The organism is Afifella aestuarii (genome assembly GCF_004023665.1).
GTDB lineage: Bacteria > Pseudomonadota > Alphaproteobacteria > Rhizobiales > Afifellaceae > Afifella > Afifella aestuarii.
Map to the genome: position 1 here is coordinate 1,540,418 of NZ_SAUF01000001.1, position 22,359 is coordinate 1,562,776.

Annotated in this window: 19 protein-coding genes; 8 read left to right on the forward strand and 11 right to left on the reverse strand. The window is 64.0% G+C overall.

What is annotated here, in order from left to right; genetic code table 11:
* Window positions 1–55: 55 nt before the first annotated feature.
* Window positions 56–313 (reverse strand): DUF1127 domain-containing protein, encoded by a 258-nt coding sequence (locus EO094_RS07195; RefSeq protein WP_128291541.1) that lies wholly within the window; start codon window positions 311–313, stop codon window positions 56–58.
* A gap of 135 nt (window positions 314–448) precedes the next feature.
* On the opposite strand from EO094_RS07195, the gene EO094_RS07200 reads away from it, so the two are divergent.
* Window positions 449–1,375: a LysR substrate-binding domain-containing protein gene (locus EO094_RS07200; protein WP_128291542.1), complete on the forward strand. Its 927-nt coding sequence runs from the start codon at window positions 449–451 to the stop codon at window positions 1,373–1,375.
* Here the strand turns inward: EO094_RS07200 and EO094_RS07205 are convergent.
* Window positions 1,372–3,219: an aminopeptidase P family protein gene (locus tag EO094_RS07205; protein ID WP_128291543.1), complete on the reverse strand. Its 1,848-nt coding sequence runs from the start codon at window positions 3,217–3,219 to the stop codon at window positions 1,372–1,374. The genes EO094_RS07200 and EO094_RS07205 overlap by 4 nt on opposite strands.
* A 144-nt stretch (window positions 3,220–3,363) precedes the next feature.
* On the opposite strand from EO094_RS07205, the gene EO094_RS07210 reads away from it, so the two are divergent.
* Window positions 3,364–3,579 carry a hypothetical protein gene (locus EO094_RS07210; protein ID WP_128291544.1) on the forward strand — a complete coding sequence of 72 codons (216 nt, stop codon included), beginning with the start codon at window positions 3,364–3,366 and terminating at the stop codon, window positions 3,577–3,579.
* A gap of 31 nt (window positions 3,580–3,610) precedes the next feature.
* Here the strand turns inward: EO094_RS07210 and EO094_RS07215 are convergent, their stop codons facing one another.
* From EO094_RS07215 to EO094_RS07225, 3 genes are all read right to left on the reverse strand, one after another.
* The gene (locus EO094_RS07215) at window positions 3,611–4,474 is read right to left on the reverse strand and encodes a 50S ribosomal protein L11 methyltransferase (protein ID WP_128291545.1); all 864 of its coding nucleotides are present in this window, start codon (window positions 4,472–4,474) and stop codon (window positions 3,611–3,613) included.
* A complete protein-coding gene (locus EO094_RS07220) occupies window positions 4,471–6,336 on the reverse strand; it encodes a cation:proton antiporter (RefSeq protein WP_128291546.1) in 1,866 nt (621 codons plus the stop codon). Before EO094_RS07220 ends, EO094_RS07215 begins: the two co-directional genes overlap by 4 nt.
* A gap of 124 nt (window positions 6,337–6,460) precedes the next feature.
* Window positions 6,461–8,869 carry an ATP-dependent helicase gene (locus tag EO094_RS07225; protein WP_128291547.1) on the reverse strand — a complete coding sequence of 803 codons (2,409 nt, stop codon included), beginning with the start codon at window positions 8,867–8,869 and terminating at the stop codon, window positions 6,461–6,463.
* A gap of 259 nt (window positions 8,870–9,128) precedes the next feature.
* On the opposite strand from EO094_RS07225, the gene EO094_RS07230 reads away from it, so the two are divergent.
* Window positions 9,129–9,602 (forward strand): GFA family protein, encoded by a 474-nt coding sequence (locus tag EO094_RS07230; RefSeq protein ID WP_128291548.1) that lies wholly within the window; start codon window positions 9,129–9,131, stop codon window positions 9,600–9,602.
* A 58-nt stretch (window positions 9,603–9,660) separates the two neighbouring features.
* Window positions 9,661–10,320, forward strand: a complete 660-nt coding sequence (locus tag EO094_RS07235) for a cupin domain-containing protein (RefSeq protein ID WP_128291549.1) — start codon at window positions 9,661–9,663, stop codon at window positions 10,318–10,320.
* A 119-nt stretch (window positions 10,321–10,439) separates the two neighbouring features.
* Here the strand turns inward: EO094_RS07235 and EO094_RS07240 are convergent, their stop codons facing one another.
* Window positions 10,440–11,072 (reverse strand): PRC-barrel domain-containing protein, encoded by a 633-nt coding sequence (locus EO094_RS07240; RefSeq protein ID WP_128291550.1) that lies wholly within the window; start codon window positions 11,070–11,072, stop codon window positions 10,440–10,442.
* A gap of 421 nt (window positions 11,073–11,493) precedes the next feature.
* Here EO094_RS07240 and EO094_RS07245 point away from each other — a divergent pair, with 421 nt between their 5' ends.
* Together EO094_RS07245 and EO094_RS07250 are read left to right on the forward strand one after the other, a co-directional pair.
* Window positions 11,494–13,329, forward strand: a complete 1,836-nt coding sequence (locus EO094_RS07245) for a chloride channel protein (RefSeq protein ID WP_246008382.1) — start codon at window positions 11,494–11,496, stop codon at window positions 13,327–13,329.
* Between the two features lie 118 nt (window positions 13,330–13,447).
* Window positions 13,448–13,861 (forward strand): VOC family protein, encoded by a 414-nt coding sequence (locus EO094_RS07250; RefSeq protein ID WP_128291552.1) that lies wholly within the window; start codon window positions 13,448–13,450, stop codon window positions 13,859–13,861.
* On the opposite strand, the gene EO094_RS07255 is transcribed toward EO094_RS07250, so the two are convergent.
* Window positions 13,842–14,330 carry a thioesterase family protein gene (locus tag EO094_RS07255; RefSeq protein WP_128291553.1) on the reverse strand — a complete coding sequence of 163 codons (489 nt, stop codon included), beginning with the start codon at window positions 14,328–14,330 and terminating at the stop codon, window positions 13,842–13,844. The two genes, EO094_RS07250 and EO094_RS07255, sit on opposite strands and share 20 nt — an antisense overlap.
* Window positions 14,331–14,442: 112 nt before the next feature.
* Here EO094_RS07255 and EO094_RS07260 point away from each other — a divergent pair, with 112 nt between their 5' ends.
* Together EO094_RS07260 and EO094_RS07265 are read left to right on the forward strand one after the other, a co-directional pair.
* A complete protein-coding gene (locus tag EO094_RS07260) occupies window positions 14,443–15,846 on the forward strand; it encodes an FAD-binding oxidoreductase (protein ID WP_128291554.1) in 1,404 nt (467 codons plus the stop codon).
* A gap of 67 nt (window positions 15,847–15,913) precedes the next feature.
* Window positions 15,914–19,678: an AsmA family protein gene (locus EO094_RS07265; protein WP_281275242.1), complete on the forward strand. Its 3,765-nt coding sequence runs from the start codon at window positions 15,914–15,916 to the stop codon at window positions 19,676–19,678.
* Between the two features lie 3 nt (window positions 19,679–19,681).
* Here EO094_RS07265 and EO094_RS07270 read toward each other — a convergent pair whose 3' ends face one another.
* From EO094_RS07270 to fumC, 4 genes are read right to left on the reverse strand one after another with little or no spacing between them, the layout of a single operon-like run.
* A complete protein-coding gene (locus tag EO094_RS07270) occupies window positions 19,682–19,900 on the reverse strand; it encodes a ribbon-helix-helix domain-containing protein (protein WP_128291556.1) in 219 nt (72 codons plus the stop codon).
* A 30-nt stretch (window positions 19,901–19,930) separates the two neighbouring features.
* The gene (locus EO094_RS07275) at window positions 19,931–20,713 is read right to left on the reverse strand and encodes a hypothetical protein (RefSeq protein WP_128291557.1); all 783 of its coding nucleotides are present in this window, start codon (window positions 20,711–20,713) and stop codon (window positions 19,931–19,933) included.
* Between the two features lie 7 nt (window positions 20,714–20,720).
* On the reverse strand, window positions 20,721–20,921 hold the full coding sequence (locus EO094_RS07280) for a DUF4169 family protein (RefSeq protein ID WP_128291558.1): 201 nt from the start codon (window positions 20,919–20,921) through the stop codon (window positions 20,721–20,723).
* A 10-nt stretch (window positions 20,922–20,931) separates the two neighbouring features.
* A complete protein-coding gene (fumC, locus tag EO094_RS07285; protein ID WP_128291559.1) occupies window positions 20,932–22,326 on the reverse strand; it encodes a class II fumarate hydratase in 1,395 nt (464 codons plus the stop codon).
* Between the last annotated feature and the right edge of the window lie 33 nt (window positions 22,327–22,359).

Sequence of the window (22,359 nt, forward strand, 5' to 3'; positions counted from 1 at the left end):
CCCGGATTTTCGTCCGGAGAGTTGCTGCGCCGCCCGCAAAACGTGTTTTGTCGTGTCAGGCTGGCCTGCATGTCGGCTGCCTCGCCGGCACCTGACCCGGCCAGTCGATGGGCAGGAACAGGGCCGTCTTGAAGAGAAGCGCGTGAGGCTGCGATGGCGCCGGCTGGTCGCTCGACAGCATTTTCGCGGCCACCTTGTCGACGTCGGCCGGATTGATGCCGATATCGTTGAGAAGATCGGGCGAGAGGCCCCGAAGCTCGTGCGCGGCATTCCGCTTGCGGCGGGCGCGGAGAAGGTGCTGGATGAATCTCATTCATTGCCTCCATGAATATTGATCAGCCTTGCCTGCTGGCTGTGCCGATCGACTGGGGCTAAGGTAGTCGGACTGGCGCGGTTATTCGAACGCGCAGAATGCATGACAGCCTGAATGAGATTCATGTGAGGCGCTATGGATGAGACGAGGCTCACGGCATTGCCGCCCTTGCACGCTTTGAGAAGCTTCCATGCGGCGGCCCAGTGCGGACGCTTTCGTGACGCCGCGAGCGCTCTCGGGCTGACGGAATCGGCGATCAGCCACCAGGTGCGCAAGCTCGAGGATTATCTCGGGGTGCGGCTGTTCGAGAGGCGGGGCAATGCGGTTCAGCTCACTGCTGCCGGCGCAAGTTACTTTGAGGATATCGATCCGGCCTTTGCCGCTATCCGTCGGGCGACCGAGAGGCTTGCAGGGCCCGGTGGGCGCGTGACGCTCACCTTGCCAACCTCGCTCGTCACGATGTGGCTGATCCCACGGCTGATGGAGCTCGAGGCGGCGCTGCCGGAGATCAAGCTGCAGCTTGCGCCCTCCAACCGCATCATCGATCTGAAGCGGGAACAGATCGATCTCGCCCTGCGGCACGGGAAGGGGAGCTGGCCCGGCATCGCCTCGGTGCATCTGTTCAACGAGCAGACTTTTCCGGTCTGCAAGACCGGCCTTTTGCCGAAGAATGCCGATCCGCAGGAGGCGCTGCGATCGGTCCGCCTCATCGTCAACGCCTTCCACAAGGAAGAATGGGTGGAATGGGCGCAGGCGCGTCAGATCGAGCCGCCCTCACTCGACAATGCGATGGTTTTCGACGGCACCGAACAAATCATCGAGGCGGTGGCGGGCGGCGTCGGGCTCGGCATCGGACGCCGGCCGATGATCGATCGCTGGATCGATGACGGCCGAGTGGAGGCGCCTTTCGGCACGGCCGATGAAAGCGGCTATGCCTATTATCTCGCCTGGCGCGACGATACCGAGCTCAGCGTCCCAGCGCGCCAGGTGGCACGCTGGTTCGTTGCTGCCTGCAAGGGCAAAAAGGCCGCTGAGGCGATGTTCACGCCGACCGCCGCTTAGCGGACGATCGGCCGGCAGGAATTCTCCAGGAACTTGCGTTCCGCGTCGGTGTAGTGCGGCCAGAAGGAGAGGCTTGCCCGCACTCGCGCGTGATAGAGATCGAGCCAGGCGATCTCGGCGGCCGTCAGAAGTGCCGGCGAGATCAGGCGGCGGTCGATCGGCGCGAACGAAATCGTCTCAAAAGAGAGCATCGGCCTGTCGCCGCCGACCGGAACTGTCGGTTCGCGCACCACGATCAGGTTTTCGATGCGGATGCCGAAATCGCCCGGACGATAATAGCCCGGCTCGTTGGAGACGATCATGCCCGGTTCCAGCGCCACATGGCCGCTCTTGGCGATGCGCTGCGGGCCCTCATGGACGGCGAGGAAGGAGCCGATGCCGTGGCCGGTGCCGTGATCGAAGTCGAGACCGGCCTGCCAGAGAGGCGTGCGTGCCAGGACGTCGAGCTGGGCGCCTGAGGTGTCCTTCGGAAAGTTCGCCATGGCAAGCGCGATATGGCCCTTGAGGACGCGCGTGAAGCGGTCGCGATAGAGTGTCAGGCGATCGGATGACGCCTCGCCCACGAGCACGGTGCGGGTGATGTCGGTGGTGCCGTCGCGATACTGGGCGCCGGAATCGATGAGATAGAGCTCTCCGGCTTCAAGCGTGCGGTTGCTCTTTTCGGTCACGCGGTAATGGTTCATCGCCGCGTTCGGTCCGGTCGAGGAGATAGAATCGAAGGAGACGTCTTCGAGCTTGGAGCCGTCGAGCTCCGCCGTTTCGGTGCGGATCTCTTCGAGCTTCTTCGCCGCGTCGATCTCGCTCACGCTGCCGGCCGGCTGAAGATCGAGCCAGGCGAGGAAGCGGGTGACGGCGACGCCGTCGCGGATATGCGCGGCGCGGCTGCCGGCGATTTCGGCGGCGTTCTTGCGGGCCTTGGGAAGCGCGATCGGGTCGGAGGCTTCGACGATCTCGGCGCCGCCTTCCTCGACGAGCAGCGCGACGGCTTCGGCCGAGCCCGCCGCGTCGTAAAGGACCTTCGTGCCCTTGCCGAGGGCGCGCAGGGCGTCGGCGAATTCGCCCGGCTCGTGCAGGCCGGCGAGATCTGCCAGCGCGTCACGCGCGGCATTGGAAAGTTTGCGCCCGTCGATGAAGAGATCCGGCGCCTTGTCCTGGTGGACGATCGCGAAGGAAAGCGCGAGCGGCGTGTGCGGAACGTCGCTGCCGCGAATGTTGAACAGCCAGGCGATCGAGGAGGGATCGGTCAGGACGACCGCCTGGGCTCGGCGCTTGGCAAGCGCTTCCTTCTGCTCGGCGATCTTCTCAGCCGCGCTGCGTCCGGCGAGGTCATCGGGGTGCAGACGGACGGCGCCCGTCGGCGTGTCGGGACGATCGCTCCAGGCGAGATCGATCGGGTTTTCTGAGAGGGCGACGAGTTCGGCGCCGGCGTTTTCGAGCTTCGCCGTCATCGAGCGGCGCTGGCTTCGCGTCGTGAGCCAGGGATCGAAGCCGATGCGGTCGCCTTCCTTGATCTTTTCGACGAGCCAGTCGGTCGGGCTCTTGTCGCCGATGAAGACGACCTCGAAGGCTGCCTTGTCGACCTGTGCGGCCGCCTGCACGGTGTAGCGGCCGTCGACGAAGAGCGCCGCTTCGTCGGCCAGCACGATGGCGGTACCGGCCGATCCGGTGAAGCCGGTCAGCCAGGACAGCCGCTCGGCCGAGGGCGGCACGTATTCGCTCTGGTGCTCGTCGGCCCGCGGAACGATGAAACCCGCGAGATTCTGCTCTTTGAGAGCGGTGCGCAGCGCTGCCAACCGTTCAGCCGAATGGGTGGCGTCGCTCTTGTCGTCATAGGTTTGAAACATGGCTTTCTTTACCAGCGGGCGCAGTCACGCGCCACTCTCCGCAGAGCTGCGACAGGCGTGGGGCTGACATGCGGCTGTCGGCATTTTCGATTGCCGCGTCGAGGCGTATTTCGCACCCGAAATCGCAACCGGGACTTGTGCATCATGTCTCTCACCTTCGACCAGAGCGGTCATCTCGAATATCGGGCCAAACCAGCGCTGTGGCGGCGTCTTCTGGATCGTCTGATGGTGGCGCGGCTTGCCGAAGCGCAGCACGCGGTCAACGTCTGCCTGTCGAAGCTCGATGATGACGAGCTTGCACGTCTTGGTTATCGCCGAAGCGACCTTGCGGCGACGCGCGACGGGCCGTCGCGGTTCTGATTTTCGTTCCGAGCCTCTTCTTGGGGCTCGATCAGATGCGGTGAGACAGGACGAGTACGCTCCACTCGCCGAAGCGTCGATGTGTTTCCAGAGCAAAGCCCTGATTGCGGTAGGCCGCCGTCACGCGTGAGGCCTGTGTGTTGAGAATGCCGGAGAGCACGATGACGCCGTCGGCTTCGCTGGCGCGCGCCATTGCCGGCGCGAGCGCAATCAGAGGTCCGGCCAGAATATTGGCGACGATCAGATCGTAAGGCGCGCAGGCGGCGATCCTCGGATGGCCGAGCCCTGTGGCGGTCATCGTCTCGACGAGATGGCCGACGCCGTTGAGACGGGCGTTTTCGGCTGCGATCTCGACGGCGATCGGATCGATGTCGGAGGCGAGGACGGGCTCACGCAAGAGCTTCGCGAGCGCGATCGCCAGAAGCCCCGTGCCGGTGCCGACGTCGAGCGGACGGTCGAAGCGGCGGACTTTCACCAGTTCGTCCAGCGTCTCCAGGCAGCCGAGCGTCGTTGCATGATGACCGGTGCCGAAGGCCTGGCCGGCATCGATCTCGATGCCGATCCGTCCGGCCGGCACAGCGCCGCGATCATGGGCCCCATGAACGATGAAACGCCCCGCGGGCACGGGCGCCAGACCCTTCAAGGATTGGGCGACCCAGTCGGTCTCAGGCAGGATTTCGATGTCGAATTTCGAAGCGTCCGTGCCGAGCGCGTCGCTCAACCTCGTTTGAAGGGGGCCGAGCTCGTCTCCTTCCAGATAGAGTTCGACCTGCCAGTTCGGACCGGCCTCGCTCAAGGCGACGACGCCGCCTTCCTCTTCAAATGCCGCGTCGAGCCGATCCGAGAGAAGCTCCGCTTCCTCCCGGCTGCCGGTGAAACTGATACGTGCCGTCATGTCTTGGCTTTGTCTGTCTCTCGCTGGACCTTGCGACGCACGGATTTTTCCGTCGTGCGGTCCTGGTTTTCTTTCTCTGGCGGCACCATCGCAAGGATGCGCCCGGAATTGGAGGCGGCACGCTCCTGCGCCTGCTCGGCGAAGAAGAGGCTGCCGTCGGCTGCGACATACAACAGAATTTCCAGATCGTCGCCGCGCTCGTTGCGATAATCCTCGAAGGTGTATTCCTTCGTGAGGGGGGTCGATTGGATGGTCCAGCCGCTCGACAGGCGTCGCTCGAGCTCCCAGTAGGACGCTCCGGACGCAAGCAGGGGACGGCCGCCGACGGTGACGGCCATGTTCTTCTTGCTGCCGGAATCCTCGTCGCGCTGACGGTCGATCTGAAAGACGTCGGTGCGGCCGAAATGCGGGCCAAAGTCCGTGCAGACGAGGGCGTTGTAGGCATCGTTGTCGGTCGCCGCGATGAGATAGTCGTAGCGGTTGAACTCAACGGAGAATTCCGCAGGCTCTGAGAGGATCTCGCCGTAATAAGTCGGGATTCCCGTCTGGCGCAAAAGGCGCAGGCGCGACCAGTTGCGATCGGCCACCATCGTCGGGATCTTCATCTCCTTGAGGCGGGCCGTCAGCGCCTTGGTGAAGTTCGATGCGCCGACGACGAGGATTCCCGAGCGCCTGTCTGCTGCAAGACCCAGGTGGCGCGCTACCCAGGGGAGTGTGAAGCCGTGGACGACGACGGTGACGAAGACGAGCGCGAAGGTGATCGGCACCATTAGCGGGCCGTCGTCGATGCCGATCGCCGCAAGCTCCGTTCCGAACAAGCCTGCGACCGCCACCGCCACGATACCGCGCGGGGCGATCCAGCCGACGAGCAGCCGCTCGGAGAGTTTGAGGCCGCTGCCGATCGTTGCCACGAGCACGGAGAGCGGCCGTACGACGAGAAGGAGAACGACAATGAAGGCGGCGAGGCGCCAGTTGAGCGCGGTGAGATCCGCCCAGGTGAGCGTTGCCGTCAGCAGCACGAAGACGCCCGAGACGAGGAGGACCGTCATCGTCTCCTTGAAGCGCTTCAGTTCGTCGAGGCTCGCAATGCGGGAATTGCCGAGCGTGATGCCGAGCACCGTCACGGCGACGAGGCCGGCTTCGGCCACCAGAAGATCGGTCGCGGCATAGGCGACGAGAACGGCCGCCAGGATGAGCGGGACTTTCAGGTATTCCGGCACCCAGCCGCGGGAAAAGACGGTGACGAGAACGCGGCCGAGAAGATAAGCGCCGGCGAGCGCCACGACGGCCGCCGCGACGATCGACATGGCGAAGTCGGAAAAAGCCTGCTCGTGATGGTTGATGAGAATGACTTCGAAGGCCAGAACCGCAAACAGGGCGCCGATCGGGTCGTTGATGATGGCTTCCCAGCGCAGAAGGGATGCCGGCCGCTGGGCAAGCCGGGCCTGACGCAGCAGCGGCATGATGACGGTCGGACCCGTGACCACGAAGAGGCCGGACAGAACCGTTGCCGTCGGCCAGCTGAGATCTCCTACGAAATGGGCGGCGAGTGTGCCCAGCAGGAACGCCAGCGGGCCGCCGACCAGCACGAGCCGCCGCACCCCCATCGAGGTTTCGCGGATTTCGTGGAAATGCAGCGTCAGGCCGCCTTCGAAAAGAATGATGGCGACGGCGACCGCGATGATCGGGCGCAAGAAGTCGCCGAAATCGGATTCCGGATCGATGAGGCCTAGCCCCGGTCCGATCAAAAGACCGGCGAGCGACAGGACGACGATCGCAGGCAGGCTGAAACGCCAGGACAGCCATTGGGCGGCAATGCCGGTGGCGCCGATCAGCGCAATCTCGGTGATGATGTCGTGCATGGACCCGCTCTGCGCTGGAAGAGCGGGATTAAAGAGCAGCTGCGGCTGCTTTCAAGCGCCGTTTGCGCAACTTTCGTCGAAAGTCACTCGCGCAGAGGGTGTCCGGCAGCGTGAGCCAGCCTCCTCAGGTCGCCTCGACAAAACTGTCGACCACGCGCTTGCGGCCGGATTTTTCGAAGTCGATCGTGAGCTTGTTGCCGTCGATCGTGTGGATGGTGCCGTAGCCGAATTTCTGGTGGAAGACGCGCTCGCCGACCGAATAGCGGCTTTTGCCGCCGATCACCGACTTTGCAACGAGCTCTCCTTCGAGGGTCGTCGGCCCGCGGCCGGTGCGGTTTCTCGGATCGGCGCGATCGCGGTTCGACTTGGCGCGCTGCCATCCCGGCGTCCGATAGGCGGAATCGAACGGCTCCATCCGCTCGAAGCGTGAGCCGCCATAGCCGCCCGACCCATAATGACCGGCGCCGCCATAACCGCCGTAGCTTGCGGGTTCGGCCACTTCGACGTGGTCTTCCGGCAGATCGTCGATGAAGCGCGAGGGCAGGGTGGACTGCCACAGGCCATGCACGCGGCGATTGCCGACGAACCATATGGTGGCGTGGCGGCGGGCGCGCGTGAGGCCGACATAAGCGAGGCGGCGTTCCTCTTCGAGGCCGGCCTTGCCGCTCTCGTCGAGGGCGCGTTGGTGCGGGAAGAGGCCTTCCTCCCAGCCGGGCAGATAGACGACGTCGAATTCGAGCCCTTTGGCCGAATGCAGCGTCATGATGGAGACGGCTTCTTCCGTCTCGCCACCCTCGGTGTCCATGACCAGCGAGACATGCTCCAGGAAGCCGCCGAGGGAATCGTATTCACCGAGATTGTTGACGAGTTCCTTGAGGTTTTCGAGCCGGCCCGGAGCTTCCGGCGAGCGGTCGCGCTGCCACATCTCGATGTAGCCGGATTCCTCCAGGATGATTTCGGCGAGTTCCGGATGCGGCGTGTGTTCCAGCATCTCCGACCAGCGCGCAAAGTTACGAACCAGATCGCCGAGTGCCTGGCGCTGGCGCGGCTTGATCTCCTCGGTCGCCGCGAGCTCTCCGGCCGCCGCCAGAAGCGGGATGTCACGACTGCGCGCATGAGAGTGGATGAGCTGGATGGTGGCCGCGCCGAGGCCGCGCTTCGGCGTGTTGACGATGCGCTCGAAGGCGAGCCCGTCGGCCGGATTCTGCGTGACGCGCAGATAGGCGAGCGCATCGCGGATTTCCATGCGCTCGAAGAAGCGCGGGCCGCCGATGACACGATAGGGCAGGCCGAGCGTGACGAAGCGGTCTTCGAATTCGCGCATCTGGAAGGACGCCCGCACCAGGATGGCGATCTCATTGAGAGAGATGCCCTGGCGCTGCTTTCGTTCAATGTCTTCGCCGATCGAGCGGGCCTCTTCGGAGGAATCCCAGCCGGAGGCGACGAGAACCGGCACGCCCATATCGTCGGTCGCTGGAAACAGTGTCTTACCGAGACGGCTCTCGTTCTGGGCGATGAGGCATGACGCGGCCGCGAGGATATGGCCTGTCGAACGGTAATTGCGCTCCAGGCGGATTACCTTGGCGCCGGGAAAATCGTGATCGAAGCGCAGGATGTTGGCGACTTCGGCGCCGCGCCAGCCATAGATCGACTGATCGTCGTCACCCACGCAGCAGATATTGGCGCGCTCGCCTTCCGGACGCTGGGCGAGGAGGCGCAGCCAGAGATATTGTGCGACGTTGGTATCCTGATACTCGTCGACGAGAATGTAGCGAAAACGCTGCTGGAAGCTCTCGAGCACATCGGGATGCTCTCGGAAGAGCCGCACGCACTCCGTCAGAAGATCGCCGAAATCGACCGCATTCAGCGTCTTCAGACGCTCCTGATAGGCGGTGTAGAGCTCGCGCCCGCGCCCGTTGGCAAAAGCGTAAGCGTCGGAATCCGGAATCTTGTCAGGCGACAAGCCGCGGTTCTTCCAGCCATCGATGAGATTGGCGAGCTGGCGGGCGGGCCAGCGCTTGTCGTCGAGACCGGCGGCCTGGATCACCTGCTTCATCAGCCGGATCTGGTCATCGGTGTCGAGGATGGTGAAATCGGAGTGCAGGCCGACGAGTTCGCCGTGGCGGCGCAGGATCTTGACGCCGATCGAGTGAAAGGTGCCGAGCCACGGCATGCCTTCCGTCTGCTCACCGCCGATCAAGGCGCCGATCCGCACCTTCATCTCGCGTGCGGCCTTGTTGGTGAAGGTGACCGCGAGGATCTGCGAGGGAAAGGCGCGGCGCGAGGCGAGGATGTGGGCAATGCGTGTCGTCAGAACCCGCGTCTTACCGGTGCCAGCGCCGGCGAGCACCAGAAGCGGGCCTTCGGTCGTCTCCACCGCATCGCGCTGCTCGGGATTGAGGCCTTGCAGGTAGCGCGCGGGAGCGGAGACCTGCCCCGCCTGGGCGCGAGCAGCGATGCCACCCGGCCGCGGTGCGGGTGTTTGCGGGTCGAACAAGGGATCGTCGTGTCGGTCGGCGTTTGAATGGGTCATCAGGTTTCGATTCGCTTAAGCCCAAGATAGGGCAACGATCCCTGTCTTGCGAGGCGATGGCCTGGCTGCGGGATTGTACTATTGTTCTTGTCTCGTTCTCTGCGTCTGCCGACCAAGTCGCAAGGGGGCTGTGCAAAAAAATGCGTGTTGCTTGCCGCAGCTCATGCTCATGATCGAACCGTGAGGATAGAGCCGACGAAACTTCCGAGCTTCTTCGTCGGCCCACCTCCTGCGAGGTTGAGGGCTTGGGGGGAAAGACATGCCTGTGGAACTCGAAGGGGGATGCTCCTGCAAGGAGGTGCGTTACCGGCTGACATCGCGGCCGATGTTCGTGCATTGCTGTCATTGCCGGGACTGCCAGCGGGAGACGGGCAGCGCTTTCGTCCTCAACGCGCTCATCGAGCGCGACCGGATCGAGCTTTTCAAGGCAGAGCCGGTCGTCGTGACGCTGCCGACGGCGAGCGGGCTTCCTCATGACGTCTATCGCTGCCCGAACTGCCAGATTGCGCTCTGGAGCGATTACGGACGCCGCGGACTCTTGAGCTTCCTGCGGGTCGGAACGCTCGATAATCCGCATGTGCTCGCGCCGGACGTTCATATCTATACGCGCTCGAAGGTCCCGTGGCTCGAATTGCCGGCGGATGTCCCGGCTTTTGAGGAATATTACGATCTCGAGGAGGTGTGGCCGACCGCCAGCCTGGCGCGCCGAGATGCGCTTCTCACGACAGCCTAGCGAACTGATCTGCCTTCCTCTGCATTGGGATTGAGAAACCCAAGAGCGGAGACATCGCATGGCAACGCACGATCTCGATCTCAGCGTCGCAGTCGAATCCTATGATTTTGAACCTTCGAGCGGCATTCCCAACAGCAAGCTGCCGACGCTCGTCTATCGCGGAGGTCTCGACGAGCCGGTCCGTATGGCCGGGGCGGCCGACACGATCCTGAAGCGGAATATGTGGCAGGGCGTGTGGGTCTGGTCGATCTATCCGTTCTGGCATTTCCACACCAAGGGGCATGAAGTGCTCGCCTGCGTGTGCGGCTCGGCCCGCGTCGGGCTCGGCGGCGATGACGGCATCGAAACCGATATCAACGCTGGCGACGTGATCGTCATTCCCGCCGGCGTCGGCCACAAAAAGCTGTCGGCAACGGAGGATTTTTCGGTCGTCGGCGCTTATCCGCCGGGGCAGGAGGGCGACATCACCAAGCCCGAAGAGATCGATTTCGAGGAGGCCAGGAAGAAGGCCGCAAGCGTGCCGCTTCCCGACACCGATCCGATCTATGGGCGGGAAGGTCCGCTCTTTCAGTATTGGAAAGGCGGTGCAGCGGAGATGGGCGCGGACGCCCCTGCGGAGCATGAAGAGCCCGCCGAAGGCGAGGAGGCGAGTCAGGCCTCCGAAACCGATGAAAAGACGCGCGACACCGACAAGTCCGGCGCGACCAGCGAGAAATAGAACGAAGCTTGAGCGTCAGCCGTTTGGCGGGGCAACGCTCCGAAAAAAGCCGTGCTCAAAGAAGATGCCGCCCGCAGAGTGCGGACGGCATCTTTCAAACCCGAAGAGGGTTTTTTGGCTTAGTTCGACTGGGCCGGTTCGCCGGTCGCCGGGGCACCGCCCGTGCTGGTGCCCATGCCGCCGCTCTCAGTCTGCGACTGCTGGGCCGCGGCATCAGCCTGCGCCTTCTGGTCGTCGAGGTCGACGAAGTCAGGAGCGGCTTCAAGCGCCTCCTTCGAGCCGTCGATCACGAGGTGCAGGTCGCCATCTTCATCGGTCTGCACGTCGATTTCACTGAACTTGATCGCGACATCTTTCTCACCGATGCCGAGGAAGCCGCCAACGCCGATGATCGCGCCGTCAACTCCGCCGTCCTTCGTGAAGAGGAGGTCGTTGATGTCGCCCACCGCCTCGTCGCTCTGATTGTAGACCGTTTGGCCGATATAGCTGCTCGCCTGGATCTGGTCTTCGCTCTGCTCGGTGAGGAAGACGGACGAGTCCATCGGCTTTGCGGGAGCTTCAGCGGTCTCGCCGGCCGGCGCGCTCATGCTGTCGTTCGGCTGCGCTTCCATCTCGCCAGCAGGCGCCTTGTCCTGGCTTGCCGGCTGTTCCGCCATCGGCTGGTTGGTGGTGTCAGTGTCATTCGACTGCGCCATCGCGCCGGTCACCATCATCGCCGAGATGGCCGTCGTTGCCAGAAGCTTCTTCAACATTCTCACTCTCCCTTTTGGGGGCTTGCCTGGGTGGCGGCTTGCCCCGTGTGTGTAGTGGGATGGGAATGCCGTGACGGCTAAAGGGTTCGTTCAAATAACGTTGCGAAAGCCGCACAAAATGTGATCGCTATTTCAGGAACCATTTTGGCACCGCCTCTCACTGTCCGGCCGCTTGACCTCCGCTCCGCTGAGGCGGGACATGCCGGAAGATATAGGTCTGCGCTCTGGTCCGCGGACTGATCGCTGTGGCAACGTGCAAACGATGGCGCATGGGAGAAGGCCGGTTCGCAGCCTTGACCTTGCAGCTTGCTTGGGTGCAGGAGACGGGGGCTTCCCGGTGCCCGCGACAGATTAACCTCTTGTTCTTCTCAGTGTGACGCTCCGTTCGGAAGCGGCACCCGAGATGGAAAGAAGCGAGATCGTGACCGACACTTCGGCCGAGGCGAAGCCGACAAATTCAGCGCCAGTTTCCGCGTCCGGTGCGGAAGAAGAGAGCCAGGAGCGTGTCTTGAGCGCTCCCGCATTGTGTGTGGTCGCGTTCACAATCGGTGTGGTGGCTGCCGTCGGCGCCGTGCTTTTTCGCTACATGATCGCCTTCGTCCACAATCTGGCTTTCAACGGGCGTATCAGCTTCTTTTATGACGCCAACCATTTCGAGGCGGCGAGCGTCTGGGGCCCGTTCGTTATTCTCGCGCCGATCATCGGCGGCCTCATCGTCGTCTTTTTGGTGAAGACGTTTGCGCCGGAGGCCAAGGGTCACGGCGTTCCGGAAGTGATGTACGCCGTCTACCACAACAACGGGAATGTGCGCGGCGTCGTGGCGATCGTGAAATCGATCGCTTCCGCCATCTCCATCGGCAGCGGCGCTTCGGTCGGCCGCGAAGGGCCGATCATTCAGATTGGCGCGTCCTTCGGCTCGACGATTGCGCGGACGTTGAAGCTGCCGCGCTGGCAGAAGATCACGATGCTCGCCGCCGGCGCCGGGGCCGGCATCGCGGCCACGTTCAACACGCCCCTTGGCGGCGTGCTCTTTGCCGTCGAACTCCTGCTGCCGGAGGTGAGCGGGCGCACCTTTCTGCCGGTCGTCGTGGCGACTGCGACGGCAACCTATATCGGCCGGATCGCGCTCGGTCTCGATCCGGCATTCTTCGTGCCGCTTTCGGCCGTCGATCCCCAGCATGCGATCAATCTCGCCGAGCTCGTCGGTTTTGCGGTTCTCGGTCTCCTTGCGGGCGTCGCCTCCTGGGCGTTCATCCGCTTCCTCGCCTTCTGCGAGGATTTCTTTCCGAAGCTGCCGGGCAACGATTACACGCGCAACATCATCGGCATGACGCTGATCGGGCTGCTCGCCTACGGCTTTTTTGTCACCACGGGGCAGTACCACACGGCCGGCGTCGGCTATGCCACGATCCAGTCGATCGTGAGCGAGAGCAATTACAGCTACACACTCTTCCTTCTCGTCGCCCTGTTGATCGGCAAGCTGGTGGCGACGAGCGTCAGCCTCGGCGCGGGCGCCTCCGGCGGCGTCTTTTCTCCGTCTCTCTTCATCGGGGCGACGCTCGGCGGCGCCGTCGGCGCGCTCGGTGCGTGGCTCTTCCCGGGCGAGGGCTTCAACATGGCGGAATTCGCCGTCGTCGGCATGGGCGCACTCGTGGGCGGTGCGACCGGCGCCTCGATGACGGCGATCGTCATGATCTTCGAAATGACGCGCGACTATAATGTGATCGTCCCGCTGGTCCTGGCGGTGGCGCTGTCGGTCGGCGTGCGGCGCTGGTTCATTGCGGCCGACATTTACACGATCAAGCTGCGCAATCGCGGCCGTCCGATTCCGTCGGTGCGGCACACCAATATGTATCTGGTGCAGCAGGCGCGCGATCTGATGAACCGCAATTTCGTCGTCCTGCCTGCGGCGACAAGCGTGCGGGATGCGATCAAGCTCGTCGGCGAGGAGGGACAGCGCAGGCATGTGGTCGTCAGCGAGGATGGCCGTATCGTCGGGTATGCTCGCTTCGGCTCGGTGCTCTATGCACCGTCGATCCGAGCCGATCAGACGCTCGCCGACATCATCTCCGACGATTTCGTCGTCGCGCCGGAAAACAACATTCTCAATTCCATCATCACGCGCATGAACCGGCGTGCGCGCTCCTTCGCGATCGTGGTGCGGGCCGGCGTGGTGGTGCCGCGTCCGGAGGATGTCGTGGGCATCATCGATTCCCCGGAGATCGCCGGGGCGGTCATCCGCAACCACTATTCCTGACGATGGAGCGATCCGGTCATCTGACCGTGATCTGAGAGTGTGTTCGTCGGCGTGATCCGGCGAACCCCTTACGCCAGATGGAAGATATCGCGTAACGTTCCAGGCGGAGGATCGCGCGATGACCCATGCTTTTGGCCGCCTAGTCGACCACATCCATTTGCGGGTTTCAAATGTCGAGCGGAGCAAGCGGTTCTATCGCGCCGTCTTCGAGAGCCTCGGAAACCTCGATCTATTTCATGATGCCGGCGACCATTTTTACGCTGATGAGCTCTATTTCGATGCGGCGACCGATTACGTGTCGCGGGTTCACCTGGCCTTTCAGGCGCGGTCTCAGGACGCGGTCGACCGCTTCTATCGCGACGCGATCGCGGCCGGCGGCACCGGCAATGGCGCTCCCGGCTGGCGCGATTATCACGATCGGTATTACTCGGCCTTCGTTCTCGACCCGGACGGCAACAACATCGAGGCGCTTTGTGAGGAGCCGACGGAACGCTCCGCCGCGGCCGTTTTCGTCAGCGACGGTCGAGGGTGATCGCCGCGCCCGCGCTCTCCGGCCAGGGGAGTTTCTGATGGGCCTCAAACGTGGCTTCGATGTTGTCGCGAATGTGCGGCGGGAAGGCGGCGGCTCGGCGTGCGGCCATGTCCACATGCAGATGCAGCTGTTCGCAGGTCGCGGCAAGGAACCCGTCCTCGGCGTGGCGGAGCTCCATGTAACTGCGCAACCTTTTGTCGTCGGCCGACAAGAGTTGCCAGGTGGCCGCCACCTTTGCGCCGGCTTTCAGTTCGCGCAGATAGCGTACATGCATTTCGACCGCGAAGAAGGAAGCGTCATGAGCCTGCCGGTAATCGGGGCCGAGGCCGAGAGCTTCGAAGGCTTCGTCGATGCCGCGGTCGAAAAGCAGGACGTAATACGCGACATTCATATGGCCGTTGTAATCGATCCAGGCGTCCTCGACGGTCTGTGTCGTCGCCTGGAACGGAGCCTCAATTGTCCTGGACATAAGCCACCTTTTTTCGCATTGCAGGGGATAGTCGCGCCGCCCGAGAGCCAGCGCGGCGACTTGTTATGCTTTCAACAAGCTTGAGGATTTGCTCCGGCATCGGGAGCCGAATATGGCCATCGCAGACGCGCTTTCTCGCAACGAAGACGGTATTGCTACCGCGCTCGGTATTCTCGCACAGCGTTTCGGGGAGCGCTTTTCCACCTCCGCCGCGGTTCGTGAGCAGCACGGCCACACCACGACGTGGATCACCAATCAGCCCCCCGACGGCGTGGTCTTCGTGCATTCCACCGAAGAAGTCGCCGAAGTGGTGCGCGTCTGCGCCGAGCACCATGTGCCGATCATCCCGTTCGGCACCGGATCGTCTCTCGAAGGCCATCTCAACGCCCCGGCGGGCGGCGTCTCGATCGACCTCTCCGCGATGAACCGGATCCTTGCCGTGCATCCCGAAGATCTCGACTGCGTCGTCGAGCCAGGCGTCACGCGCAAGCAGTTGAACGAGCATCTGCGCGATACTGGGCTTTTCTTCCCGATCGATCCGGGGGCGGATGCAAGCCTCGGCGGCATGGCCTCGACGCGCGCCTCCGGCACCAATGCGGTCCGTTACGGTACCATGAAGGACAATGTCCTCAACCTCACGGCGGTCATGCCGGATGGTGCAATCGTGCGCACGGCGCAGCGGGCCAAGAAGACCTCGGCCGGTTATGATCTCACCCGGCTTCTGGTGGGGGCGGAGGGCACGCTCGGCGTCATCACGGAATTGACGTTGCGGCTGCAGGGAATCCCCGAGGCGATCTCGGCCGGCGTGTGCAGCTTTCCGGATGTGGAATCTGCCTGCAACACCGTCATCGCCACCATCCAAAGCGGCATCCCGATGGCGCGGATCGAGCTCCTTGATACGCTGCAGATGCGGGCGTGCAATGCCTATTCCAAGCTCGATTACCCCGAGGCGCCGACGCTCTTCCTGGAATTCCACGGAACCACGGCCGGTGTGAAGGAGCAGGCGGAGCTCTTTGGCGACATCGCGGAGGAATTCGGCGGTGGAAATTTCTCCTGGACGACGCGCCAGGAGGACAGAGCCAAGCTCTGGCAGGCACGTCACGACGCCTATTGGGCGGCGATCTCGCTGCGTCCGGGGACAAAGGCCTTTGCAACGGACGCCTGCGTTCCGCTTTCGAGGCTGGCCGATTGCGTGCGCGGCACGATGGACGACATCGCCGAACTCGGACTCATCGCGCCCATCGTCGGCCATGTCGGCGACGGCAATTTCCATGTTTCGGCGCTGATCGACATGGACGATCCGGCGGAACTCGAAAAGGCGCAGCAGCTTTCGGCGCGCATCAGTGCCCGAGCGATCGGGATGGATGGAACATGCACCGGTGAACACGGGATCGGTCAGGGCAAGCGCGCTTATCTGGAGCAGGAGCTCGGCCCCGCTCTCGATGTCATGCGTGCCGTCAAACGCGCGATCGATCCGCAGAACATCATGAATCCGGGTAAGATCATCCGTCTGTAGGTCGGATCGAGACCGTCGCGGAGACGGGCGGAGAGGGAGAGTTGTTCTGGGAAGGCTTTATGTCGCGATAGGCCTCGCCATCATTGCGGTGCTCTTCACCGCACTGATCGGGCCGTATCTCGTTGATTGGAGCGCCTACCGGCAGGATTTCGAGGAAAAGGCCTCGGCGAGCCTGGGCGTGCCGGTCAAGGTGCGTGGCGATGCCGACCTTTCAATCCTGCCGACGCCGAGTTTGCGCCTCGCGGACGTGCGCATCGGACCTTCCGATGCGCCGATACTGACGTTGGGGCGCCTGCGCGCCAAGGTGGAGCTCACCGGTCTCCTCAAGGGCGAGATCAACATCATTTCGGTTCAGCTCGATCGGCCGCGATTGATGCTGGACGTTGCCGATCTCGCTCAGACGGGGGGGCGGATGCGGATCGGGCGCTTCGGGCCCGAGCAGATCTCGCTCGACGAGATGGACATCCGCAATGGGGAGATCGACCTCAAAGACAGCCGGCGCGGCGCCTCCTGGCGCATCGGCGAGATCAATGCGCTCATGCAGGCGCGCTCGCTCGAAGGGCCCGGGCATTTGCAGGGCGGCTTCCGGCTCGGCGGCGACGCCTACAGCATCGATGTCGGGGTCGGACGGCTGGCCGATGGCCGTATGCCTTTGAAAGCGAGCCTGATACCGGCAGCAAAACCTTTGGTGCTGACAGTCGCCGGCGATCTCGTCACGGATGGCGAGGATGGGCTCGCCTTGAAGGGCAGCTTCGATCTTTCCGGCCTCAAGCCGGACACGGAAACTGCGCCCGAGCAACCGCAATCGCCTCTCGCGCTTTTGCGGACGAAGGGCGAGTTCGAGCTCACAAGCGAAAAGCTCGCCTCGGAAGACTTCACCTTTGCCTACGGGCAGGAAGCGAACGCGGTGCAGGCGACCGGCCATGGCGAACTCGCATTCGTGCCGGAACCGCGCTTCGCCATTGCACTCGATGCGCGGCAGATCGATCTCGATAGGGCGCTCGGGGGCGGTGCAGGCAAACCGATCGCTATCGAGAAAGCAGCCGAGAGGCTTGTCGCCGGACTCACGGATCTGCCGAGGCCCGCGGTTCCCGGCACATTGACCCTCGACGCGCAAGGCGTCGTCGTCGGCGGCAGCGTCATTCAGGCGGTCGGGACCGATGTGAAGCCGACAAAGAGCGGCTGGAGAGTGGACATCCTGTCCGCGGTGCTGCCTGGGGCGACCCGTATCGATGTGAGCGGCGACATCGATACGGCGACGCCGACTTTCCACGGCCACGGCCGGATCGCCTCGGAGCGTCCCGCGGCCTTTGCCGCCTGGTGGCGCGGCGATGCCGGAGACGCGCTGCGCCTCGACCATTTCAAGGTGGAAGCCGATGTCGACCTGTCGCAGCGTCGGCAGACGGCGCAGAATCTGGTCGCGGAGATCAACGACGGGACGATCGACGGGGCAATTTCCATGCGCCGTTTCGCGCGCACGGGCGAAACCTTTGCGGACGTGACGCTGAGCGCCGAGAATGTGGCGCTGGAGGAGGCGGAGGCGGTTATGGGCCTTCTCGCCGGAGACGATCTGCGCAACGGCAATTTTGCACGTGTGGCGATGTCGCTTGCGGCGCAGAACCTTTCTGTCGGCGGGGCGGAGGCGGCCTCCGTCAACCTGGAAGGGGTCTTGACCGGCGACAGCCTGGACATTGCCACCTTGTCGATCGCCGATCTCGCCGGTGCCGATATCAATGCCTCGGGGCGGATCGAGAACTTCTTCGCAGCGCCGCGCGGCCGGCTCTCCGCCGATATCGTGGCTGAGAACCTTTCAGGCGCGGCGGCTTTCCTGCAGGGGCTTCTGCCGCAGAACCAGCTTGCGGAGCGTCTGGTCGCGCGCGCGGACGCGCTGTCGCCCGTCGACGCCAGCCTGGTCGCGACCGCGGAGACCGATGGCGCGCAGACGTTGGAGCTTTCCGGCAACTTTGCCGGAACGCGCCTGACGCTGACGGCCGATGGGCGTGGTGGCTTCAACAATCCGGATGAGCTTTCCGGGCAGGCCGATCTCCTCGTGCAATCGCAGGATTCGGCATCTCTGCTTGCACAGCTCGGCCTCGACGTCGTGCCGTTGCCCGGCAGTGGCCCGGCTCGGTTGAGCCTGAAAATGAATGGATCGGCCGGCGAGGGTGCCGATTTCGAGGCGAGGGGACGTGTCGCCGGTATCGATTTCGGCTTCGACGGGCGCGGCGAGTTCGGTGGCGATACGCCCTCTCTTGCCGGTCCGCTGACGCTTTCGGCGGACGATGTCGATCCCGCACTGCTTCTTGCGGGTGTGGCACTGCCCGGGATCGGCGAAGGCCACGCTCTGGCGGCGCGAGGACCGTTCAAGCTCTCGGGCGGTACGGCCGAGCTCGATCTCGAGAGCGCATCTTTCGATGGGCAGTCGATTGGCGGTGTCCTGACCGCTCAAGCGGATGGCGGCCTGGCGATCGGCGGCGATCTTCGTCTGCAGAACGTCTCTTTGCCATTTCTCCTGGCTGCGCCATTCGGGATCACGCCCACCTATGTGGAGGGGACATGGCCGACCCAGGCTTTCGCCCCGGCTCTGCCCAGTGGGATTTCTCTCGATCTCGCCGTCAAGGCGCAGGAGGGGGCGACGGGGCTCGCAATGCCTCTGCGCAATCCGGCCTTCAAGCTTCGTTACGAGGGGGGACGTCTGCGTCTCGATCAACTCACCGGCGGGTTTGCCGGCGGCGAGCTCAGCGGCGCTCTGTCGGCAGGCGGCGGCGAGGGTGCCCAGCCCCTGACGTTGCAGCTGTCTCTCAAGGATGCGGTTCTCGCCGAACTCGTCTGGCGCGAAGACGGCCGTCCGGTTGCCTCGGGGCGGCTTTCCACGTCGCTCGAACTGATGGGACGCGGCCGGTCTTTCTCGGGCATGGTCTCCGCCTTGAACGGGAGCGGTTCCTTCACACTGCGCGACGGCCTCCTGCGGTATTTGAATCCGCAGGCTTTCGGCTCCGTCATTCGCGCCGCCGATGCCGGACTGAAGCTTGAACGTGAACCGGTTGCGGCCGCGTTTTCTGGCCATCTCGATGCCGGCACGCTTTCCTTCGATGAGGCGACGGGCTCGTTCTCGGTCACCTCCGGGACGGCACGTCTGTCGACGCTGCAGGTGGAGGGGAGCGAAAGCGCGACCGTTCTCGGCAACGCTTCGATCGACTTGAACCGGATGCAGCTCGCCTCCGACTGGTCCTTGAAGGTCGATCCCGGCCAGGATGCGGTGACGGGCGCGCAGCCCGAAGTCGGGATCGTCTTTTCCGGGCCTCTTGCCGATCCGGGCCGTCATATCGACATCACGCCCTTCCTCGGCTTTCTGACGGTGCGCGCCTTCGAACAGGAGGTGGAGCGGGTCGAGAAGCTTCAGAACGAAATCCTGGAAGGCGAGAGGTTGCGTCGCGAGCTAAAGCGCCAGCGCGAAGAGGAACAGCGCCAGGAGCGCGAGAAGGCGGCCCAGGCTGCTGCAGAAAGGGCGGCGGAGGAGGCGGCTCAGCGAGCCGAAGAGGCGGCCGAGAAGACGGCTCCCGGCGTGCAGCAAGGCGAGGCGGACGCGGCCCGGCCCGACGCTCCATCAGGGGATGGAACGCAAGGGGATGGAACCCAAGGCCGCCCGGAAAAGCCCGACGCGCGGAGTTCGGCGCCGCAGCCGCAGGGCTCAGAAACAGATCAGGAGACGTTCGGGCGTCGGCTCGGCCGCATTCTGGATGAGCCTGTTCCGGAGGCCCCCACCGTGATCACACCGGAACGTGGCGGCAGCGGCGCGCCGCTCGACCTCCTGCCGTCGCTGTCGGAATAAGCTTCAGCCGTTCTCTTCCAGCCGGTGCTGGAGATCCTCAAGAACGGCAATGCGCAGCGCGGAGGAGAGGTTGTCGGTCTCCCGCCGCGCATCGATTTCCTCGATCAAAGCGGCAAGCGGCATGTCGCGCGTTGCGGCCATCGCCTTGAGCTCAGCCCAGAAGGGATCTTCCAGGCTGACGCTCGTGCGATGTCCGGCGATGACGACGGAGCGCTTTTTCACATCGTCACGACGGGCAGGGCCGCGCTCCGTTCAGTTCCCGGAGCCCGGCAGCGGCAGAAGCGCCTCAGGCGGGGGCGGCGGGGTGATGCGGATCGTCGGATCGGGCTCCACCGAACTGTCGGGTTGCAGGGGCGCCGGGTCTTCCGAGGACGGCGGCACAGGCGTGGATGCCGGCTTCGTGCAGGCGGAGCGCATCGTACGCAATGCCGCTGCCGATCCCTTTAAGGTGAGATCGAGGCGCTGTTGACCGACCGCGACGTTGAGGCTGTCGCCGACGGACAGCGCGTAGAGGAGAGGGTCGCTCTCCTTGATCGTCACTTCCGGGACGAAGCCGCCATAGAGCTCGCTCTGGTGCAGGCGCCCGTCGCGGCGGAAGATATCCCGATCGACCTCGAACGCGACTTCGACGAGATCGCCTTCCAGCGCGCTCTCGATGGCAATGGTCGGGCGAACGGTAATGTCGCCGCCCGCAAGCGTGCAGCTGATGTCGAGCGGCACGTCATCGCACTGATCGCAACCCGCGATGAAGGCGGCGGCCCCACTGTCGGTGAGAGAGGAGCGCCAGGAATAGGAACCGCCACTCGGCTCAGTGGAGTCTGATGCCGTCGGCGCCTGTGTGCCGCTCTGATCCGGGGTTCCGGTCTGAGGCTGCGCTTGCGGCTGCTGCTCTGTCTGCTGGCTGGGTGAAGGCTGTGTCTGAGGCGGCACCTGCATGGGGATTTGCCGGATGGTGCCGGGCGCCTGATCCTGCGCGAGCGCCATCGACGGCGTGGCGAGAAGCGACAAAGCGAGAAGGCGAGACATCATCTGCATGGCAACCTCATGGTTTTTTGTCGCCCTCAGGCGGTCTGCCGCGGAAATGGCCGTCCAGACGATGCGCCTCCTGGGCGAGCTCGTCACGCTCTCTTTGCCGTTCGGCCGTGCTTAGCCCGTGCCGCCGGCGGTTTTCCGCAGCGTCTTTTTCCTTGGCCTGACGCGCCGCCCGTTTGCGGGCGGTGCGCAGATTGACGATCTCGGCCATGGGCTCCTGCTCAGCGCGGCCCGATCATGTTTTCCGGGCGGACGATCTGGTCGAATTCCTCCGGTGTGACGAAGCCAAGGCCGACGGCCTCTTCCTTCAAGGTCGTGCCGTTCTTGTGCGCCGTCTTGGCGACCTTGGTGGCGTTGTCGTAGCCGATCTTCGGCGCGAGTGCCGTCACCAGCATCAAGGAGCGCTGCATCAATTCCAAAATGCGCTCTTCATTCGCCTGAATGCCCACCACGCATTTGTCGGCGAAGGACCGGCAGGCGCCGGCGAGGAGATCGATCGACTGCAGCATGTTGTAGGCGAGGACCGGCTTGTAGACGTTGAGCTCGAAATGCCCCTGGCTGCCGGCAATGCCGATCGTGGTGTTGTTGCCCATCACCTGAGCGCAGACCATGGTCATCGCTTCACACTGGGTCGGATTGACCTTGCCCGGCATGATCGAGGAGCCCGGCTCATTTTCCGGCAGGATCAGTTCGCCAAGACCGGAGCGCGGGCCCGAACCCAGAAAGCGAATGTCGTTGGCGATCTTGAAGAGCGACACGGCGAGGGTGTTGATCGCGCCATGGGCCGAGACATAGGCGTCGTGGGTCGCAAGCGCCTCGAATTTGTTGGGCGCCGTGCGGAAGGGCAGGCCCGTCGATTCGGCGACGGCGGCTGCGAATTTCTCGGCGAATTCCGGCTTGGTGTTGAGCCCGGTGCCGACCGCCGTCCCGCCCTGGGCGAGTTCGAAGAGATAGTCGACGCCTTCGCGCACGCGGCGCAGACCGTAATCGAGCTGGGCGACGTAACCGGAGAATTCCTGGCCAAGCGTGACGGGCGTCGCGTCCTGCGTATGGGTGCGGCCGATCTTGATGATGTCGGCGAAGGCGCGCTTGCGGTCGCGCAGAGCCTCGCGCAGATGTTCGACCGCCGGAATGAGGTGGTGCACGATCTCTTCCGCCGCCGCAATATGCATCGCCGTCGGGAAGGTGTCGTTGGAGGACTGGCTGCGGTTGACGTGGTCGTTCGGGTGGACCGGGTCTTTCGAGCCGAGCGTGCCGCCGAGCATCTCGATCGCGCGGTTGGCGATGACCTCGTTGGCGTTCATGTTGCTCTGGGTGCCCGAGCCCGTCTGCCAGACGACGAGCGGGAAATTGTCGTCGAAGTTGCCAGAGGCGACTTCCTGGCCGGCCGCGGAAATCGCGTCGGCGAGGCGGGGCTCGAGGTTGCCGAGGTCCTTGTTGACCTGCGCGGCCGCGCTCTTGATCAGGCCAAGGGCGCGGATGAGCGGCTTTGGCATCCGCTCATGGCCGATTTCGAAATTCTTGAGCGAGCGCGCGGTCTGTGCGCCCCAATATTTGTCGGAAGGAACTTCCAAGGGGCCGAAGGAATCGGTCTCGGTACGCGTGCTCTCTGTCATGGTCGTGTCCGCCAGTTTTTCGGCCTTTTCCCA

Coding starts and splice junctions, on each gene's coding strand:
- EO094_RS07195 (WP_128291541.1), bottom strand. CDS start 313: ATGAGATTCATCCAGCACCTTCTCCGCGCCCGCCGCAAGCGGAATGCC.
- EO094_RS07200 (WP_128291542.1), top strand. CDS start 449: ATGGATGAGACGAGGCTCACGGCATTGCCGCCCTTGCACGCTTTGAGA.
- EO094_RS07205 (WP_128291543.1), bottom strand. CDS start 3,219: ATGTTTCAAACCTATGACGACAAGAGCGACGCCACCCATTCGGCTGAA.
- EO094_RS07210 (WP_128291544.1), top strand. CDS start 3,364: ATGTCTCTCACCTTCGACCAGAGCGGTCATCTCGAATATCGGGCCAAA.
- EO094_RS07215 (WP_128291545.1), bottom strand. CDS start 4,474: ATGACGGCACGTATCAGTTTCACCGGCAGCCGGGAGGAAGCGGAGCTT.
- EO094_RS07220 (WP_128291546.1), bottom strand. CDS start 6,336: ATGCACGACATCATCACCGAGATTGCGCTGATCGGCGCCACCGGCATT.
- EO094_RS07225 (WP_128291547.1), bottom strand. CDS start 8,869: ATGACCCATTCAAACGCCGACCGACACGACGATCCCTTGTTCGACCCG.
- EO094_RS07230 (WP_128291548.1), top strand. CDS start 9,129: ATGCCTGTGGAACTCGAAGGGGGATGCTCCTGCAAGGAGGTGCGTTAC.
- EO094_RS07235 (WP_128291549.1), top strand. CDS start 9,661: ATGGCAACGCACGATCTCGATCTCAGCGTCGCAGTCGAATCCTATGAT.
- EO094_RS07240 (WP_128291550.1), bottom strand. CDS start 11,072: ATGTTGAAGAAGCTTCTGGCAACGACGGCCATCTCGGCGATGATGGTG.
- EO094_RS07250 (WP_128291552.1), top strand. CDS start 13,448: ATGACCCATGCTTTTGGCCGCCTAGTCGACCACATCCATTTGCGGGTT.
- EO094_RS07255 (WP_128291553.1), bottom strand. CDS start 14,330: ATGTCCAGGACAATTGAGGCTCCGTTCCAGGCGACGACACAGACCGTC.
- EO094_RS07260 (WP_128291554.1), top strand. CDS start 14,443: ATGGCCATCGCAGACGCGCTTTCTCGCAACGAAGACGGTATTGCTACC.
- EO094_RS07275 (WP_128291557.1), bottom strand. CDS start 20,713: ATGCAGATGATGTCTCGCCTTCTCGCTTTGTCGCTTCTCGCCACGCCG.
- EO094_RS07280 (WP_128291558.1), bottom strand. CDS start 20,921: ATGGCCGAGATCGTCAATCTGCGCACCGCCCGCAAACGGGCGGCGCGT.
- fumC (WP_128291559.1), bottom strand. CDS start 22,326: ATGACAGAGAGCACGCGTACCGAGACCGATTCCTTCGGCCCCTTGGAA.